Source organism: Marivirga sp., assembly GCF_035704835.1.
In the GTDB taxonomy this organism is placed as follows: Bacteria; Bacteroidota; Bacteroidia; order Cytophagales; family Cyclobacteriaceae; genus Marivirga.
In genome coordinates this window covers 47,004-68,641 of the sequence record NZ_DASSWQ010000014.1, presented here as the reverse complement: position 1 = coordinate 68,641, position 21,638 = coordinate 47,004, and the positions used below count along the sequence as shown (strand labels likewise).

Genomic DNA, 21,638 nt, shown 5'->3' with positions numbered 1-21,638 from the left:
TATGAAGGAGGAAAAAATCACCATAACAGAACCTATTCAAACTCAATACGGGAAGAAAAACAATCCTTTTCCAGGATTGCGTCCTTTCAAAATTGAGGAAAGCCATTTATTTTTTGGCAGAGAAGGTCAAAGCGATGAGGTACTTTTGAAGTTATCGAAACATCGCTTTGTGGGTGTTATAGGTCCATCTGGAAGTGGTAAATCTTCATTTATTTACTGTGGGGTTTTACCCATATTATATGGAGGATTTCTCACCGGCCGATCAACAGAATGGGAAGTAGTGGTGACTAGGCCAGGCGCAGCTCCAATTGATAATTTGGCGCAAGCCTTATTGAAAACCGATTTGGTAGATGAACATCTGTCAGATGAAGACAAGCAAATCAGGAAAACCATTATATCGTCTCTTCTCAGAAGTTCCTCTGTTGGTTTGGTGGAAACCATAATGCAATTTAAAGGTGATGAGGAAAAAAACTATCTCATTTTAGTTGATCAATTTGAGGAGTTATTTCGTTTCAAAGATTCTTCCAATATTCAAACCATAAACGAAACGCTAGCTTTCATTAATCTTCTGATGGAGGCTATTAATTATGCAGATGCGCCAATATATGTGGCCATTACCATGCGCTCAGATTTTATTGGGGAATGTTCTCAGTTTCCAGAATTGACTCGCCAAATCAATGAAAGCCAATATTTAATTCCGCAAATGACGCGTGAGCAGAAAAGGCGCGCTATCACAGGACCGGTCGCTGTTGGAAATGCTGAAATTGCTCCAAGATTAACCCAACAACTTTTAAATGACTTAGGAGATAATCCCGATCAGCTTCCCATTTTACAGCATGCCCTTATGCGAACTTGGGATTATTGGAGCAATTTTAAAGATTTTGAAAATGAGTTATTAGATATTAAGCATTATGAGGCAATCGGTACCATGGCGGAGGCTTTATCTATGCATGCTAATGAAGCTTTTGAAGAACTAGATGATGAGCAGCAAAGAATTTGTGAATTTTTATTTAAAGCCATTACGGAAAAAAGAGGGGGCGGAAGTTATGGAATTCGAAGACCAACTCAATTAAATGAAATAGCCGCTATCGCGGATACTTCAGAGGAGCAAATTATTCAAGTAATTGAAAAATTCCGCGATCCGAGTCGGTCCTTATTAACTCCGCAATACGGTATTCCTATTCACAGTCATTCCATTATTGATATTTCTCATGAAAGCATTATGAGAATTTGGAACAGACTAAAAAACTGGGTGAATGATGAAGCAGATGCCGTGGCCATGTACAAAAGGCTGGCTGAAGCGGCTGATATGTTTCAACAAGGAAAAACAAGTTTGTGGCGTCCACCAGATTTACAACTTGCTTTAAACTGGAAAGAAAAACATAATCCTACATTAATTTGGGGACAACGCCATCATCCGGCCTATGAGCGGACTATCTCCTTCTTAGAACATTCTGCAGAAGAATATGAAATAGAGCAAAGAGCCAAAGAATTGCAGCAGAAGAGAAGATTGCGAACTGCAAGATTAACAACTTTGATTATGAGTGGAGCCACAGTCATCTCCATTTTATTTTTGATTTATGCATTTATTCAGCAGACAAGGGCTGAAGAGCAAAAGAATGAAGCAGAAAAAGCAAGACTAGAAGCCGAACAGCAAACTTTAGTTGCTGAACAGCAGAAAGATATTGCAACTGAACAAGAAAAACGTGCAATCGCAGCTCAAAAGGAGGCTGAAGAAAATGCAAGAAGAGCCGAATTAGAAGAACAAAAAGCAATTCAAGCAGCTGAACAGGCTGAAATAAGTAGAATTGCAGCAGTGAAAGCGGAGGGTGTGGCAAGTGAAGAGGCAATTAAAGCTACCAAGGCAAAACAACAAGCGGATTTAGAAAGAGACAGAGCAGAACAACAAAAAGCTAGAGCCGACCAATTGAGATATCTGGCCATTGCGAATGCCATGGCGGTGAAATCAACTCAAATAAATGATCCGCAGCTAAAAGGTCTATTGGCGCAACAAGCTTTTGAATTTGATGAGCGATATAATAGCTACGAATACGATCCTGAAATTTATGAAGGCTTGTATTTTGCCTTAAAAGAATTTGAACATCCATTAACTCAGAAATTAAATGCTCATGATAAATCGGCTAAAGTAGTAATGAGTGGAAGTTCAGACAATGAGTTCTTCTCAGCTGGATCCAAAGGCAGTATTTTAAAATGGAATAGAGTTAATAATCAATGGGTGGCAGATACAATTGCTCCTACAAGAGATAGAAGAGTGGTAAAATCTATGATTTTTGATAAAGAGAAGAATCAAATTTATGCTGCAGGTCAATTTATCACTAGTGCCGGTAAATCCATTATAGAACGTTATGATTTAGAAAATAGAAATCCGCAACCAACAGCAATAGAAGGGGTTAGTGGAACATTTGTAAAAATGAAATGGGCTGATAATAAGCTATGGGTTTTGGATGACGGTGGTAAATCAATCAAAACTATTGAAGCAAATCAATCCAAAAAAATATATCAATCAGACGTCAAAATTAATGATTTTACAATTGATGAAAATAGAAATGTAATCTGGTTAGCGGCAGATAGTGGAGAACTGATAAGGATAGATGATTCTGGAGAAAATGATACTGTAATCTATCGAAGTAAAGTCGCACTTAGTGCCATCACTTCAAAGTTTAACTTTCTAGCCTTGGGTAATATTAATGGAGAAGTAAAATTATTTACAGACAACGATTTTACCAATCCTAATTCTTTGACAGGGCACAATGGAGGAATAGATGATATCAAGATCAGCGATAATGGGGCAACAATGCTTACAGCAAGTAAAGATAGGTCTGTAAGGATATGGAATTTATCTCAAATCATACAGGCACCAATCGTGTTATCCGACCATGGAGACTGGGTTTGGTCAACCGATTTTAGTACTTCTGGTGAATGGATTTTCTCCGCTTCAGAGGATGGGAAAGTTCATATTTGGCCTTATTCAATTGATAAAATGGGTGGCTTGCTTTGTGATGAATTAGACCGAAATATGACTAAAAACGAATGGGCAACCTATGTGGGAGCTGATTTAGAGTATGAAAAAACGTGTGAAAATTTAGAAAAACTATCCGATGCAGCAAATTAGAATCTTATTAATAGTTGTGGGATGCTTTATTTTTGCCAATACCACTTTTGCACAAAGCTCTTGTGTGCAAAACTTGCGAGAAGCCCGAAATTTTTATGATGAAGGAAAACTTAATGAGCTTCCAAAGCTACTATTGAAATGTATTGATAATGGATTTACAGATGAAGAAAAAGTAGAAGCATTGAGGTTGGTTACCTTGTCTTATCTTTTTAATGAAGAACAGAATAAAGCAGAAGAATCCTTCTTGAGATTGCTTAAAATTGACCCCGAATATCAAATAGACTTAGATTCTGATCCTACAGAACTGGTAATTTTAGCCGAAAACTTTGAAACAGATGCGAAGTTTTTTTATGGCTTAAAATTTACAGGGAGCTTTAATTTTATACAAATACTCGAAAATAATGACAACTATAATTTGTCCAGTTCAGGTACTTATGATCCACCCTTAGGAATAGGAGTTGGTTTATTTTTTCAATATCCTATTAATGATGAGTTTAGTGCTAATGCCGAAATTCATTATAATTATAGAACCACATTGTTGAAAAGGGCAACCGTGACAGCAGAAGGAAATTCAAGTGGGGACCATGAAATTACTGAAATGCAACAATGGCTCGAACTCCCATTTTTATTAAATTATAAACTCCCTTTCTTCAATCAATTCTTACTTGAAGCCACTGGAGGGCCTTCATTTCATTATTTACTATCGTCAGAACTCTCTGTTCGAGGTGTTGGAACAGAAATCATTGATCTTGACATGATTAATTACAGAAATTTATTGAACGTAAGCGCGATTATAGGAGTAAGAGGAAATTTCAAGGTATTGGGTAGAAATTATATCACGGTGGAGGCATTATATCAACATCGATTTATAGAAGAAAAGAATGAAAATGTAGAAACAGAGGAATTGAAATTAATTTTAAAAGATGCTGCCTACGCAGATAATCAATATAAAGGACATGCTTTCATATTGAGATTAGGTTTTCGTTTCCCAAGATTTAACCCTGAGTTGAAAAAATGAAATATTTGAAGTTCACGATATGGACATTAATAATAATGACTGTTTTTGCATGTAATACGGAGGAAGGAATAGCTCCTGCCCAACAGAATGCATTTATTAAAATCATTAAAGGAAGAGGGACCGATAACCCATTAAAAATTGAGGCGCTCTCTGATGGAAATTTACTAATTGTTTCTAACAGCACTATAAACGATCCAATTTCTGGTACCATCACTGAAAGGGTTAGACTAGTAAGGGTAGATGCTAATGGGGAATTACCTGTTTCTAATTCCGAACGCTACTATCCACAAAATCAAAGTTGGAGAGCAAGCCAGGTATTAGTATTGCCAAATGACAATATAGTAATTGGAGGTACAATAGGAAATCAAACCGTTGGTAATACAGCATTGTTTTTTATGACGGTCAGTTCTTCATTAGACTCCATAAATAGTCAGATCTATACTTCAGGTGCAGATAATTATAGCCTAACAGGTTTGAATTATGATGAGGCGTCATCCCGAATTCTATTTGGAGGTTCGGAGCAAATGGACGATGCTGAAGACTCCACCTTTTATGGCGAATTAAGTGTAGATAACTTGACAATTGAGACTTTTTTTAAAACCCATAAAGCCAAAGCACTGCCTGCCACTGCATTGTATAAAGATAGTAATGGAAGATTAAATTGGGTCTACAATTCAGGAAATTCTGTTTTAGTAAGAAGTAACGGCATAAATATGCAGCAAATCGAAGATGCGGAACCCCTTAATTTCCCTGGGTCTAATAATATTTTTACAAAACAATTATTGGCTTCACCCGAAGGCAATATTATGCTTTTTGGCGAGCATAGTGTAAATAGTCAAATTGATGTTTTTATGTATCAGGCATTTTCTGCTTCTCCGATTTTTATCGGTGGCGAGGGTAATGATGAGCTTAGAGGCGTAAAAAAAATTGAAGATGGTTATTTAATAAGTGGTTCATCCGAAATTTCACGGGCAGGAGCTAATGAACAAACAGATTTTTTTCTGTCGAGAAGGGGACCAAACGGAGGGGAAGTATTTACCAAATCCTTCGGAAGTAATGAAAATGAGGTTTTACATGATGCGGTTATGGTCAATGATAGGATTTTCGCTATTGGCTCTACTGTTATAGGAATTGAGAACACATTACTATTGATTAAAACCAATGGTTTTGGAGAATTAGAAGATTGATAAGGAGATTATAATATGAAGAAGTTTTTACTGATATTTTTTAGTGCATCATTGCTGTTGGGATTTAAATCAAATGCTCAATTAACAGGTACTTCTGTTAATGCTGTGACTAACATAACTCATGAAGGAGTAACGCTTAATGGTGAAATAACTACTTCTGGTGCTATTGATGTAGATTATTATTTCAATTATGGAACTACCTCTGGAAGCTTAACTAGTCAAGCTCCAGATCCTGCAATTACATTAGCAGGTTTAAACGGTACTCAAGCTGTTGATGAAACTTTGTCAGGACTTTCTGCTGAAACGCAATACTTTTATGAATTATATGCAGAAGAGACTGTAGATAACACTCAAACAGCAACTAGTACCGAGGGCTCATTTTGGACTTATTCAGATGTTACCTCAACCGCTGTGGCAGGATTTCAGCGACAATCCGCGACTACTACCAGCATTACGCTAGAATGGACAGCTCAAAATACAGATATTACAGGTTACCTAATCGTTTATTCTGCAGGAGGCGCAGCTCCTGATGAAACGGATTTAGATCTAGGGACTGCTCCTGCTTCTCTTTCATATGCAAACCAGGTATTAATTGAAGATGCTTCAACCACCTCAACTACTATTAATGGCTTAACTGCTAACTCAGATTATTCTTTCAGGATTATCCCTTATAATGTTGGTTCAGATCCAGCTACAACGAACTATAAATTAACAGGGAATACCACCTTAACTACTTACACTTTAGAAACAGTTACATCCAATGCTATTGCAGACTTTGGCGTTCGCTCCAAGGGAAATAACAATATTGAATTGGAATGGACGGCTGAAACCACTGATAATGATGGATATTTGATACTTTGGGCCACGGGATCATCAGCCCCCGATCCTGCAACTGAAGTTGAATTAGGTATTGAACCTAATTCACAGCCATTTGGTAACAATATTGTAAGAACTGGCTCCTCAAGTACTAGTCAAGATATTACTGGGTTGTCTGCAGGTATAGAATATTCATTCGTCATTATTCCTTATAATACTGGAATTGATCCATTGACTACCAATTATAATGTAACTACTAATAGTGAATTATCGGCTTATACTTTGGCAGATGAACCTACTACTGACCCGATAAATCCTGCAAGGGACATTCCGAATGTAACTGAAATGTCCATTATTTATGATGCAGTACCAGATGCGGATGGGTATTTAATTTTATATGCTACTGGCAATACTGCACCTGATGCCACGGGAGTGGTTGATGGAACTAAAAGTACAGATGGAAGCGAATTTACAGACGCTGATGGTTATCAATTTGTACAAAGCTCAGCTTCAACAAATCCTACAATTACTGGTTTGACTGAAGCTACTGAATACAGTTTTAGAATTATTGCATTTTCACATTCGGCTGATGAGCCTACTACATATAATTATAAAACTCCTGGAATTGAGTTGATTTCAGCTTATACATTAGCAGATCAGCCTACTTCGCCAGTAAATAATTTTCAATTTGATGATAATTCAACTAGTAGTATTGCATTTACTTTTGGTGGTTATACATTTCCTGACAATGGTGGATATGTCTTGTATTTTAAAACTGGGGATACACCAGAAGATTTAACAAATTTAAGTAATGGAGATTTGCCAAACGGACAGATTGCCGGGGATAATTTTGTATTCGAAACAATTGATGGTGCAACTGCGATTAGTGCAACGGGATTAAATCCTGGAACACAATATTCTTTCATATTGCCAATTTATAATTCTGATGGTATAAATGAGGAAACTTTTCATTATAGAAAAAGTGATGCTCCTACCGCCACTCACTGGACATTACAAACACAGCCATCTGACGACATAGCTAACTTAAATTATGAAAGTAAAACAGATGGTTCAATCACACTAAGTTATGATGAATCCACGGGTGCAAATGGTTATTTAATTTTATATAGAACTGGAAATAATGATCCTGACGGGAATGGTGTTACCGATGGTGTAGTTCATTCTGATGCAGGGGATTTCGGTCAAGCAACAGGTTTTCAATATGTAGATGGAGGATCTACCCTAGAAGCTGAAATAACAGGCTTGAATCCCAAAACAGAATATAGTTTTAGAATTATCCCATACTCCTATGCTACAGACGGGGGCATTCCTGTGCCTGAAACCTATAACTATAATACAGCCAGCAACACAAAAAGAGAAGCGGTGTTTACGAGCGCAACATTACCTCCCGACCCTGTAACTGGATTTGTTAAAGATTCTGCAACAGCAGAAAGCCTTACTTTTTTATTAGATGATTACACTACTAATATTCCGGGTTTTTCAGATGATGGTGGGTTTTTAATCTATTATGAGGAATATGTTGCTCCTGGAATTATTAATTTATCAACGATTGAAAATGGTGTTTTGCCTGCAGTGCAGACAGGCCTACCTAGTTATGTTGAAATAACAGAAGCTGCTGCAACAGAAGTGGCTGTTACAGGCTTACTTGCTGCTACTAGATATAAATTTTCAATTATTCCATATAATAAAGATGCTGCTGAAGACGCAACCATTGGATATAATATAACGGATAAACCTGATGTTGATTTTTATACTTTACAAGCTCCTGCTGATGGGGGAGCTGATGTTGCGGATGATGGTACTTTTAATCTTGCTGTTATTTCAAATTCAGAAATAACAGTGAACTGGACTGCAGTTACTGGAGCTGCAGGTTATCTCGTTTTATATACAAAATCAAATTCGGAGCTAGATGATTCATTTTTGGAGAATGGAGTAAATCCTGATAATCAAACTTACCCAACAGGTGTAGGCGAGGTATTTTATGTGGATGTTGATGATGAAAATGCAACTACAGTTAATATTTCAGGTCTAGATGCTGATACTGATTACACTTTTAAAGTACTTCCATATACTTATCTTGATGATGGAGGTGTTGCTGTAGATGAAACTTACAATTACAATAATGACACTCCTCCATTGAGATCAGGAACTACCTTATGTGTGGATCCAACGGAAACTGTAGCGGACTTAGCCACTTCAAATGTTGCCGTAAATCAAATGGACATTAGTTGGACTAATGCCAGTGGGTTAAATGTGTTAGCGGTAGCTCGATTAAGCACTTCAACAAAAACGGCCCCTACTGACGGACAGGATTATACTGCAAATGCTGCATTTAGCTCAGGTGATCAGTTTGGAGCTAGTGGTAATTATGTTGTTTATGAAGGAACTGGTACTAGTTTTACCTTAACGGGACTGGATGATTATCAAGAATATTCAATTGATGTTTATCTGTTCAATGATAATGGTTTCTGTTATGAGAATGTAGGAGAAACTATTATGGAAACTACTTTATGTGATCCAGCCATAACAGAAGTAAATAACACTTCCATTACTGTAAATGCATTTGATGAGATAGCACTCACTTGGACAATTCAAGGCGGGGGGAATGTGTTGATCTTAGCTCGAGAGTCTGGTTCTTCTGCTCAAGCTCCAAGCTCTAATATTGATTATAATGAAAATAGTCAGTTTGGATCTGGACAAGAATTAGGGACTGGCAATTTTGCAGTTTATGACGGGAATGGTACTTCTACAAGCATTACGGGACTTGATGAAAATACTGCTTACAGTTTCGATATTTATGAGTACAACCCGACTAGAGGTGGTTTCTGCTATAATACTACCGCAGTTACACTTTCAGAAACAACGGTTTGTGAACCGCCTGAGTCAGAAGCCATTTTTAATGCGCCTGCAAATGTAACAGCAGTATCGGTGGACTTAAGTTGGACAGCGGTTACAGGTGCTGATAGATACTTAATCGTAGCAAAAGAAGGTTCTGCTGTAGATTTAACATTTAATAATGGTGATAATTTTGAAGATGGAGGAACTGGGGATATTGCCACATCTAGCTTTTTAGCAGCAGCTGATGGTGATGGCACCAGCGGAAATAAAATTGTATATGCCAATGAAGGCACAAGTGTTACCATTACTGAACTAAGCGGAAGTACCCAATATTATTTTGATATTTATGCTTACAAATCAGGTACTTATTGCTATGATTTTGGATCTGTCTCAATAGATATTACTACTGATCCTGTTGAAGCTTCAAATACACTCACTTTAGTAGGTGCTGCTTCAGCAATTTCTTCTGTGAATAATGATAATGATGATTTAGCAAACTTCATTACCGTGATGGATTTTGATATGAATGATGTGGGTGATGATGGCGCAGATACGAAAATTTCAGGCTTTACTTTTACAGCTGGTACTGGCAATGACTTTGCTTCATGGAATGATATATTAGCAGATGCAAAAGTAATCAATACCAATAATAGTACGGAATTCCCTGCAACCATTAGTGTTGGATCCAATCAAATAGAAGTTACCATTGGGAATAGCGATAATAATATTTCAACTCATTTTGGTTTTCTTGCGGATGGAGGATCAATTAATCTCGAATTGCAAATCAGACTGAAAAAGACCATTTCAGAAGAGATAGACTTGAAAAACCTTGTGTTTGAATTAGATCCAGCTAATATAACAATTCGTTCAGGTAGTGAATTTGCTCCTGTACCTACAATCACTACATCTGAAACCGATAACGAAATTGAAGTTTTAGCAACAGCATTTGAATTTACAACAGATCCCCCAGGAACAGTTAACGCTGGTGAAAATGTTTCCCCTCAAGCAGTAGTGGAGGCTAAAGATGCCAATGGAAATTTAGATTTAGATTATGGCACTTTTGCCATTACGAATGCAGGTGCTATTACGATGGATAACCTACCCTCGCCTCCAAGTTTCACTAATGGTGAATTTGAGTTCCCTGCAACTTTTAATTACCAGGGCAGTGGTGATGGAACCTTAACCATAACGGATGGAGCTAATCTTTTTAATTTGTCTTCAACTTCAGTTACAGTAAATCCAACAGTAGGTTTAACAGAACTAACTGCTGGATTAAATGCGGGGACACTACAAAGTAGTTCTACCGATCAAGCAGTTTTAGGATTTGAAATTGCAGCTTTAGGTACTTCTCAAGTAAACGAAATTGTATTCACAACCGATGAAGACATAACTGGATTAGTAGATAACTTACGCTTAGTTGCTTCTCCTGATAATATTTATGATGGTGATGAATCATCAATTACCAGTACACTTAATATAACTGGAGGAACCACCATTACTTTTTCAGGTTTAACTGAAGACTTTAGTTCTGATTCCAAAAATTATTTCTTGATTTTGGATGTAGATGATAATGTAAATATCGATTTAGCACCTGTAACTTTTCAATTGGATATAAGTGACATTGTCTTTACCAACTCAGCTAATAAAAATGCATCTTCTTTTTCTAGGCAATATGATTTTGAAGATGTTACCAAACCTGAAATTGATCAAATAACAGCTATCCCTACTTTATTATCTGGAGCAGATGTAGGAAATGATGCGCTTGAAATTAAGGTCACTTTTAATGAGAAAATGGATGATGCAATCATTCCTGATATTGATTTCCCTACAGTTGGTGAAGATCCATTATTTACAAATAGCTTATCAGGCCCAAATGGCAATAGTGGATGGTCTGCTGATAGTACTTTTTATTCTTTCTATTTTGATTTAGCAGATCAAGATGAACTAATGGAGAATATTGATATTTCAATTTCCAATGCTTTTGATAAATATGGCAATTCATTAGATGCTGTTAATGAAGCTGATTTATTCTCAATTGATACTGAGAACCCTATCGCAGACAATATTAATTTAGATCTTGCCTTAGTAAATAGAACTGATGATACCATTGAATTAACAGTTACATTCAATAAGGAAATGAATGGTGCGATTGATCCTAGTTTTACTCCCGATAATTCAATTAACCTAATTGAAAATGGAGATGGAGTCTGGAGTTTAGGTAATACAGTTTACACCGTCACATTTACGCATGACTTAGGAGTTGAAGAAAATATCACTGATAAAATTATTATTGAAGATGCTGAGGATGTGGCAGGTAATATTATGGATATAGCCGAGACAGATCCTTTCACCATTAATACCACCAGAGCAAGAATAGATTTCATTACAGCTACTAATACTACTGGAATTTATAAGGCTAATGATGTCATTACCATTGAAGTTCATTTTGATCAAAATCTTACCGTTGATGATGCATTAGGCTCACCAGAATTAGATTTGAATTCAAATGGTATAGCTGTATTTGATAATGCAGCCAATAATATACTGACATTTAATTACACCGTTTTAGCAACTGAAAATGCAGCCTTATTGGATGTAACTGGATTTAGGTTAGAAGATGCAACAATCAAAAATGCTGGTTTAAATGATGCAATTTTAACACTACCAGCTGATGCTGCAGATGAGTTATCGACTCGCAAGGAAATAGAAATTGATACCCAAAGTCCTGAAATAACTAGCACAAGCATAACGCCTAATACGGTTAGTCGAGTGAATCCTACATTAACATTGATAGTTAATTACAATGAAGTAATGGATCAAACAAGTACTCCAAGCTTCCTACCTAGTGATGCTAATATTATATTGCAATCAGGTGGCTGGTCTGATAATCAAACCTATAGAGCTGAATTTGAACATGATTTGACTGTAGAGGAAGAAGTTGCTAATGTAACCATAGAAATCTCTGACGCCACTGATTCAGTGGGAAATACTACCGTTACGGCTGATTCAGAAACATTTAATATTGATACTCAACACCCAAGAATAACCGAAATAGTGACGACTACTGCAGATGGTACGTACGGTCCTGGCGAGCAAATCAATATTCGAGTGGTTTTTGACGAAGCTATTCAACAAACAGGAACTGCACCAACATTAACTCTAAATACAGGGGCAACTGCTGTATTCGATAATATTACTGGTGTAAATCAAGATCAACTTAATTTTATTTATACAATTGGAGCTGCTAATTCTGGTGAAAATACACTGGATTTAGATGTTACCTCAATTTCCACTTCAGAAAATGAAGTATTGGATTTGATAAACAACCCATCGGTATTGACATTGCCTGCTGCGCCTAATAAATTAAGCGATAATGCAGCAATCATAATTGACACCCGCCCAGCTGAAATTACCAATGTGACTTCCACCAGTTTAGAACCTAAATATAAGGCAGGTGAGAGCATAGAAATAGTGGTTACTTTCGATGAGATCGTTACCGTTACGAATACTCCTCGCATTGCTTTAAATACTGGTGATTATGCGAATTATACAGGTGGTTCTGGTACTAATGAATTAACCTTCAATTATACAGTCCAAAATTCAGATGGCATTACTTTATTTGATGTTGTGGACTTAGAATATGAAGATGTAAATAGTCTAGAGCTGAATGGAGGAAGTATTATTGATCCAGCTTCTGTTCCTGTGGATCAAACATTGCCAACTATTGGCAGTGGCACTTCATTAAGTGATAATACCGACATTGAAATAGATACTAGAGATCCAGAGTTTACCATTGATTTAGATATTGTTATGGTTGATCTTAATGACCTAACTTTAACAGTTACGACTAATTATGATGAGGCTATGGATATGACTACCGATCCTTCATACGCAATAAGTCAAGGAACTAATTTAATTCAAGATAACGTAGGGGCATGGACGAATAACACAACTTATGTGGAAACCTTTACCCATAATGGAACAGAGGAAGAATTAACGGGAATTACCATTGAAATTAGTGGTGCCACTGATGAAGTTGGAAATACGGCTGTTACCAATACTTCCGGTCCTTTTGATATTGATACCCAAAGTCCTGAAATCGCTAGCACAAGCATAACGCCTAATACGGTTAGCCAAGTGAACCCTACATTCACATTGATAATTAATTACAATGAAGTAATGGATCAACTTAGCGCTCCTGGCTTTTCGTTTAGTAATGGTAGTAATATTAGTTTTCAATCAGGAGGTTGGACTAACAATCAAACATATCGAGCTGAATTTGAACATGATTTAACAGTAGAGGAAGAATTTGATAATGTGACTATTGAAATTACTGGAGCTACAGATTCGGTTGGAAATACCACAGTTACTGCTGATTCGGAAACTTTCAATATTGACACACAAAGTCCAAGAATTACTGAAATAGTTTCATCTACTGCAGACGGTACTTATGGTCCAGGTGAGCAAATAAATATAAAAGTTGTTTTTGATGAGGATATTCAACAAACAGGAACGACTCCCACTTTAACTTTAAATACTGGTGCTACTGCTGCTTTTGATAATATTACCAACGGAAATGAACTTAATTTCATCTATACAATAGGAGCAGTTAATTCAGGAGAAAACACCTTAGATTTAAATGTTACTTCTATTTCTACATCGGAAAATGAAGTATTGGATTTGGTTGACAACCCATCGGTATTGACTTTGCCTGTTGTACCTAATCAATTAAGCGATAATGCGGCTATCGTAATTGATACTCGCCCAGCAGTAATTACAAATGTTACTTCTACTAATGTTGATGGCAAATATAAGGCAGGAGACAATATTGAAATAGTTGTGACTTTTGATGAGGTAGTTACTGTTACTAATACCCCACGGATTGCTTTAAACACTGGGGATTATGCAGAATATACAAGCGGTTCAAATTCTACAGAATTAATTTTCAATTACACGGTGCAAGATTCAGATGGAGTTACGTTATTCGATGTTACAGACTTGGAATATAATGATATAAACAGCCTAGAATTAAACGGGGGAAGTATCATCGATCCGGCTTCAGTACCAGTTGATCAAACACTACCAACTATTGGTAGCAGTAATTCTTTAGGCGACAATAAAAACATTGAGATTGATACTAGAAGTCCTGAGTTCACCATTGATTTAGATATTTCAATGGTTGATTTGAATGATCTGGTCTTAACAGTTACAACTGTGTATGATGAGGATATGGATATGAGTTCAGATCCTGCCTATTCTTTTAACCTGCCAAATAACTTAGATAAAGATAATGTGGGGAATTGGTCAGATAACCGAACTTATGTTGAAACTTTTACCCATGATCAAACTGAAGAAGAAATATCTAATATTACGATAGAAATTACCGGTGCAACGGATGAAGTGGGCAATATTGCAACTACCAATACTTCTGCCTCATTTGATATTGATACTCAAAAGCCGCGTATAACTGTAATCACTTCAACTTCATCAGGAATTTATGGTCCTGGAGATATCATTGATATAAAAGTTGTTTTTGATGAAGATGTACAGAAAATTGGTGCTAATCCTACTTTAAATCTCAATTCAACAGGAGTTGCAACTTATGTGGATATCACGAATGGAAATGAAATGAATTTCTCCTATACAGTTGGATCGGTTAATTCTGGAGAAAATACTGGTGATTTAACTGTAAACTCTTTCTCACCTTCAGAAAATGTAGTATTAGATTTACAAGCAAACCCATCCATATTGAATTTACCTGGGGGTAATAACTTAGGAGATAATGCTAACATTATTATCGATACAGATCCAGCAGATGTGACAAATGTGACAGCTAATCCAACATCAGGCATATTTAAGGCAGGAGATGTAATTGATATTATAGTCACTTTTAATGAGACTGTGGTAGTGGACGAAACGGGTGGAACTCCACGCTTACTTTTAAATACTGGTTCCTATGCTAATTACAGCTCAGGATCAAATTCTACTGAATTGACTTTTACTTATACTGTGGCTTCTGCAGGTGGAAGTATTGTGGATGTTTTGGATTTGGAATATGCCAATATCAACAGCCTGGAATTGAATGGAGGTTCTATAGTTGATTTAGCAAGTGTTAATGCTAATTTGGTGCTTCCTGCAACTGCTGGGGCGGGCTCTTTAAGCGATAATACGGATATTGAAATTGATACTACCTCACCAACTGTAACAATTGATTTAGATAATACTGAAATTACTCGTGCGAATAATCAATTGGTTCTTACTGCAACTTATAATGAGGATATGGATCAAGTCACAACTCCAAGTTTGAATGTGCAAGGGTCAGATGATTTAATTTTGGATGCTGCTAATTGGAATTCAGCTACAGTTTTTATTGCTACTTATACCCATAATTTAACTGAGGAGGAAGTTCAGAATGTAACGATCGAAGTTTCAGGAGCAACAGATGTGGTAGGAAATACATCCATTACTAATACTTCTGAAACTTTCACAATTGATACTCAAAAGCCAAGAATTACTGAGATTGTATCTACAAGTTCCAATGGCTTATATAGTCCGGGTGACAATATCAATATCCAATTAGTTTTTGATGAAGATGTAACCGTAGGTGGAACTCCAACATTAAATTTAAACTCAGGTGGACAAGCCAATTACCAAAACGTAACAAATGGAAATGAAGTAAATTTTGTTTACACTGTTGGTGGTGTTAATTCAGGTGAAAACACACTAGACTTAGATGTTACAGCATTCAATATGAATGGTGGTAATATCCGGGATTTAGTAAGCAATGATGCAGAGATAATTCTTCCATCTGATCCGGATAGATTACAAGATAACGCTGATATTCAAGTGGATTCCGATCCGGCAGATGTTTTAAATGTTACAGCCGTTCCAGACCAAGGATTCTTTACAGCAGGAGATCAAATTGACATTACAATTGAATTTGATGAACCAGTTGTAGTTACAGGAACTCCATTACTTTCTTTAAATACTGGTTCTAATGCTGAATATGTAAGTGGTTCTAATTCAACAATCCTAACTTTTAATTATACTGTAGAAGCCTCTAATGGCACCACCATAGTGGATGTAGCGGAGCTTGAATATGTAGATATAAACAGTATTGATCTTAATAGTGGAGCCATAGAAGATTTAGCTGGGATTTCTGCTAGCTTGGGTTTACCAGCTGTAGGAAGTGCTAATTCCTTAAATGGAAATACAGAAATTACAATTGATACTGAAGATCCTGAATTAGCAAATGATCCATTTACCCCATTCAATGGTGAATTCAATGTTTCTCATTCTTTGACTTTCAAAATTGAAATGAATGAGCCAGTTTCGGGCCAAGGAACAAATAATATCACCATTATAGACAAGAAAACCTCCAGTGTTCTGGTTGTATTGGATGGTGGAACAGCTTTTACTAACAATACAAGCAATATTTTAGACTTCGATTCATTTGAAAATCTATTGCAAGATTCTACTGAATATTATATTCAAATTGATCCTGGAGCTCTGGTAGATAGGGCAGGTAATCCATTTGCTGGATTTAATGCTGATAATATTTGGTCATTCACCACTTTCGGCCCACCAAGAATTGATGATTTCCCTATTGACGGTGCCTGTGTAGGGGGGCAATTTATTATAAAGGGGCAATATTTTACTGGAGTTACAAGAATCCGTACCAATATTGATGGTGCTGAAGGAACTGTCCTTAATACAGCTGATTTTGTAATCGTAGATGATGAAACCATCACATTTGACGTACCTGAAGGAACAATTCCCGGTCGGATTACATTGGACAAGCAAAGCGGGCAAAAGGGAAATACAGCAGATGCGAGTACTACCTCTGATGAGGAGATAAGTGTAGGGCCTAGCAGTGCTCAATTGGTATTGGAGCAGGCTTCAAGTAGTATTTGCGACTTTGATGACTTAGGAAATGTAAATCAAGTAGAAATTTCAGTTAATGTAGTGGGAGGTTCAGGTGTTTATACATTGGAATATAAGGTGGGTTCTGACGACCCTGTTATACGACCCGGCTACGTAAGCGGTACAACATTTTTTGTTACTCCTCCTGATGATGGTGAAAACACTATCACTATCGTTTCATTAGAAGATGAAGAGTTAAACATTTGTACAGTTCCTAGTGCCAATCTGGGTACAGATTTAGAAATTACAAAATTCATTCGATCTAAAGTGGATGCAGGTGGATTTGCCGAGAATGAGGATGAAATAGGAGTGATAGAACTCTGTGGTGCCAATACTAATATTGTAGATTTCGAAGACGAAAATCTAGTATCGAACCGTCCTTCTATTATAGGTGATGTGGAACAGGGGACCTGGACCATAGATCAAGGGCCAAGCACGAATGGCGGTGGTTTTTCTCCTGACTTCAACTTAAAGTCAGTTCAAACAGATAGACCAGACACTGTAAAATATTACGCGAGCTTTGCAGACGGGGTAAGTGGTGAAATTCAGCTGAAATTAACCTCAGATGAACCAGGAGGATTGAATCCATGTGATGGTCCAAGCGATTTAGTTATTATCAGATTTTCAGAAAGCTTAACGGTGAATACAAGTAGTAATGTCTCGATTTGTATAGATACAGACGAGAATGGAAATGAACTTGCTGTAACACAATTGAATAGTACAGTATCAGGCGGAATTGAATCTGATAGCCTTACCGTTTTATGGGAAAGAATTGATAACACGGCCAACGAGCTGGCAAATTATGACGGTACTTGGGGTTTTAAAGATGACGAAAATCAAACGGAGTATTCCTTGACTTCAAATGTGCTTAATCCGATCTACAAAGCAAGTCCCCAGGAAATTGATAGTGGACGGGCAAACTTGACTATTCAGCCAGTAGTACTCTTTGATGGAGTTGGTTGTGGGGATATACCAGCACCAAGGCCAGTTACTCTAAATATAAACGATATTCCTGTCCTCTCTAGATCTGATTTCTCTGAAATTGTTTGTTCAGGCGAGCAAGAAGTTAGATATAGAATGATTCCGAATGATGCGAACAATACTTTTAATTGGTATTTTGTCGGTGAGGATGCTACGGATGCTGACGATGGCAATAAATTTGAGGGCGAAGTTGATAACCGAAACTTAGTGTTCATCAACTTCAGGGAGGTAGAAACAGAAACCACCGAAATATTGGTAGTGGAAGAAATTGATGCATCCAGTGGCTGTGTAAGCGAACCAGATACTTTCTTTATTTCACTAAAACCAAAACCCATTGCGATTATTGATTACGAAGAATCTACTACTATATCTAATACTGCAGACCCGATTCTACTTAGAGGATTAGGTGGTCCTGATACGACAAATCTAAAAGATAATTCAACTATTTTAGGACAAGAGAATTTTGAATTTTTTGGTCCTGGTGTAGTTCAAAATAGTGATAGTTCTTATTATTTGGATAGCAGACAATTAGCTTTAACCGTTCTTGCTGATCCGAATGATGTCCATGAAATATTCTTTAGGTACACCAATCAATTTGGGTGTGTTGCAGATACATCTATATCATTTAATGTATTCAATGCGGAAAGAATTTTCCCTGATTTGGATCAAGTGCAATATTGTCAATTGAACGATTCCATTCAGATTAGAGTGGACGATGCCATTATTGAGGGTTTTGAAGTAACAGATATTAATGGTCCGGGTATTTCAAATTTGGAATATATTATTGATGTGGTCGATGGGGATTCTATTCGGGCTTTAACAGCAATTTTTAATCCTGCGACTGCTTATGCGGAAAATCAAGATGCAGAAAACCCTAGCTTAATTTCTATTTCATATTCTACGGTAGATTTAAGCAATCCTGAAAATGTACAGGAAAATGTAGCAGACCAAACCGTGAGGGTAAACCCTTTGCCAGAACTGGAAATTGAAGGGTTTGAAAATTTTGAAGACGAGGGTTTTGAATTTAGTTTATGTTCCTTTGATGAACCTTTAGAACTTGAGCCAATAGTTTCTGGTACCAATACTAATATTTTCAATTTTGAGCTTTTAAATTCAGAAGTAGGGTTACCTGATAGTCTTTTAATAGGTGATAATGTCGAAGGGTTTGTATTTAACCAAACACTTTTACAAGATTATCTTGCTAATGAAAATAAAGATTCAATCAAAATTGAAATAGAATATACCTATACCAATCAAAATGGATGTACTAATTCTAAGGTTTATGATTTTGTGGTGTGGAAACAGCCTGATGCACCAACTTTAAAATCTTCAGATATTTGTGTGATTGAAGATGGAGAAGTTGAGGATGCTGAGGTTATAGGATATAATGGTAGCAATGAAAATGAAGAATTAATTTGGCTAGCTAATGATGTTTTTACAACAGAGCAAGATGCAATTCTCGGCAGAGGCACTACTTTTTCGCCAGGTGAGGATTTATTTGTTAATAGCAATACCAGAAGGTTCTATGTATTTCGATTGAATGAAAACAGCAGTGGGGAAGATTACCCATCTTGTGTCAGCTCACCAACCGTTGTAACTTACAGAAGAATCATTAATCCTGATTTTAGATGGAATAAATCTACTTTTGGTAATGAAGATATCATTTTTACTGGCAATCCTAATCAAACCGCATTAAAGTCTACTGAATGGACTATCACCAGAATAAGTGATAACACTGAATTAGGGCCAGAAGCTTTTACAGTGGAAAATGACACTACTGTTGCAGTAGATTTCAATAATTATGGTGCTGGACGATATGAGGTTGAATTTAGTATTTTAACCAGAAATGGCTGTTTAGCAAATGTAAGTGAGAAAATTGTCATTTTACCAGAAGCAAATCTTGCGAACCGATATGTTTATAGTTTCGATGGTTCAAGCGAAGGCTGGGTGAGCGATGGGTTTGCTCGAAATGACACCGATTCGGTAAGGCTATGGGATTTTTCTGTTCCTAGAGATACTTCCACTTTTGAATCTAGCGATGAGGTATGGATTACCAATGCTTCAGGTTCTTATGAATCCAATATTGAGTCTTATGTTTATTCGCCAGCCATGGATATCAGGACTATTGAACGCCCAGTGGTGAGTTTCGATTTATGGCTCGATATAGCTGCAGGTAATGATGGCTTGATTTTGGAATATTCTACTGATGGGAAAAGAATTGAAGATTCTGAAAAGCGTTGGGTAGTTTTAGGAGATGTGTCAGGGGCCATTTCATCTGGTTTGGAATGGTATAATTTGGAAGATATTGAATCTCGACCAGGAACTACTTTTATTGATAATAATGGGGATATTATAAGTAACAATTCTAGCGCAAACGGGTGGTCTCTATTAAATGATTCTGAAAGTATAGAACCAGTAAATGCCAAACATGCCTTAGAGGAAATCCCTATTGACCAAAGAGAGAATGTTATTTTTAGGTTCCAGTTTAAGTCTAGGGCTAGTGATGGAGGTGATAATTTTAATAATCCGGATGGGGCTGCTTTTGACAATTTTGTGATTGAAAGCCTCAATAGAAATGTGTTGGTAGAATATTTCGGTGATGATAACTCTCCACATGATACAGTGGAGATGAATTCTATCAAACAAACTTTCGAAACCTTTGGGAACTTTGCCTGGATAAACTATCGAATAAATGAAGATGATGCTTTATACCAACGCAATTCATCAAGCATGCTGTCTCGTTTATATTTTTATGACGCCTATACTGCAAATAATCAATTTGCCATTGATGGAGTGCTAAATAGTGAGTTTAGTTTTAGTGAAAATAATACGGGAAGAAATGCGGTAAGTCGTGCCAGATTAAGGTCAAGCAGTGCAAACCTTGACATTTCGGTTAATTCTGCGAGTGAAAATGAATTAACAATAGATGTGGATTACGATATACTGGAAGAACTGCCTGAAACCACTCGTTTATTTGTCGCGGTACTGCATAATGAAGTGAATATAGAAGGGCAAATGTCATCATATTATAATGTTTTAAGAACCTTGTTACCGACCAATGAAGGTTCCGCATTAGAAACGAGCGCTGGCGAAGGTACTTTATCTACCACTTTTATTGCTCAGAAAGAAGAGGATGAAGAAGCAATCACCATAGTGGCATTCTTGCAGGATATGGAAAATGGCACTATTATTCAATCAGCTTATGAAGTAGAGGTTCCTTTGTTAACGCTTCCAACTGTAACTTCTAATACGCATAGGCTAGATAACCTAAACATACAGCTTTATCCTAACCCTGCTTATGATTATCTTAAAATTAGTTATGGAGCTATTTTAGGAGAAAGATTAAAAGCAAAAGTGATAGATGTTACCGGAAAAGAGATTCATAGCTTTGATTTATTAGTGGGAGAAGCGGAACATGAAATTGATACCAGAGATCTAAAAACTGGACTTTATAATCTGATTATCTTTGGGGAAAATGGAGAAAATCGCACCATGAAATTTGTTGTCTCTGATTAATGCAATTGTAAATTTCTAAAATTTGATAGATGAGGATTAGTTGTTTGAATTTTCAAATTCCTAATCCTCATTTTTTATTTGTGTATGAATTCTTTTTCATAGTAGACATAGTGGTTTAAGAAAAATATTTACTGAACAAATCCTATTATATTTGTCCTGGATATTATGAAAACTTCCGCATAAAAGAGTTTAAATCATCTTTTGA

At 36.6% G+C, this 21,638-nt stretch carries 4 protein-coding genes; all 4 read left to right on the top strand.

Annotated features, from left to right (window positions below):
* Position 1: 1 nt before the first annotated feature.
* From VFM92_RS02565 to VFM92_RS02550, 4 genes are read left to right on the top strand one after another with little or no spacing between them, the layout of a single operon-like run.
* Positions 2 to 3,133, top strand: a complete 3,132-nt coding sequence (locus tag VFM92_RS02565) for a High-affnity carbon uptake protein Hat/HatR (RefSeq protein WP_325120630.1) — start codon at positions 2 to 4, stop codon at positions 3,131 to 3,133.
* Positions 3,120 to 4,151 (top strand): outer membrane beta-barrel protein, encoded by a 1,032-nt coding sequence (locus VFM92_RS02560; RefSeq protein ID WP_325120629.1) that lies wholly within the window; start codon positions 3,120 to 3,122, stop codon positions 4,149 to 4,151. The genes VFM92_RS02565 and VFM92_RS02560 overlap by 14 nt, the downstream gene beginning before the upstream one ends.
* A gap of 5 nt (positions 4,152 to 4,156) precedes the next feature.
* The gene (locus VFM92_RS02555) at positions 4,157 to 5,338 is read left to right on the top strand and encodes a hypothetical protein (protein WP_325120628.1); all 1,182 of its coding nucleotides are present in this window, start codon (positions 4,157 to 4,159) and stop codon (positions 5,336 to 5,338) included.
* 15 nt (positions 5,339 to 5,353) lie between these two features.
* Complete coding sequence (locus tag VFM92_RS02550; RefSeq protein WP_325120627.1) at positions 5,354 to 21,433, top strand: fibronectin type III domain-containing protein; 16,080 nt, start codon at positions 5,354 to 5,356, stop codon at positions 21,431 to 21,433.
* Positions 21,434 to 21,638: the final 205 nt, after the last annotated feature.

Coding starts and splice junctions, on each gene's coding strand:
- VFM92_RS02565 (WP_325120630.1), top strand. CDS start 2: ATGAAGGAGGAAAAAATCACCATAACAGAACCTATTCAAACTCAATAC.
- VFM92_RS02560 (WP_325120629.1), top strand. CDS start 3,120: ATGCAGCAAATTAGAATCTTATTAATAGTTGTGGGATGCTTTATTTTT.
- VFM92_RS02550 (WP_325120627.1), top strand. CDS start 5,354: ATGAAGAAGTTTTTACTGATATTTTTTAGTGCATCATTGCTGTTGGGA.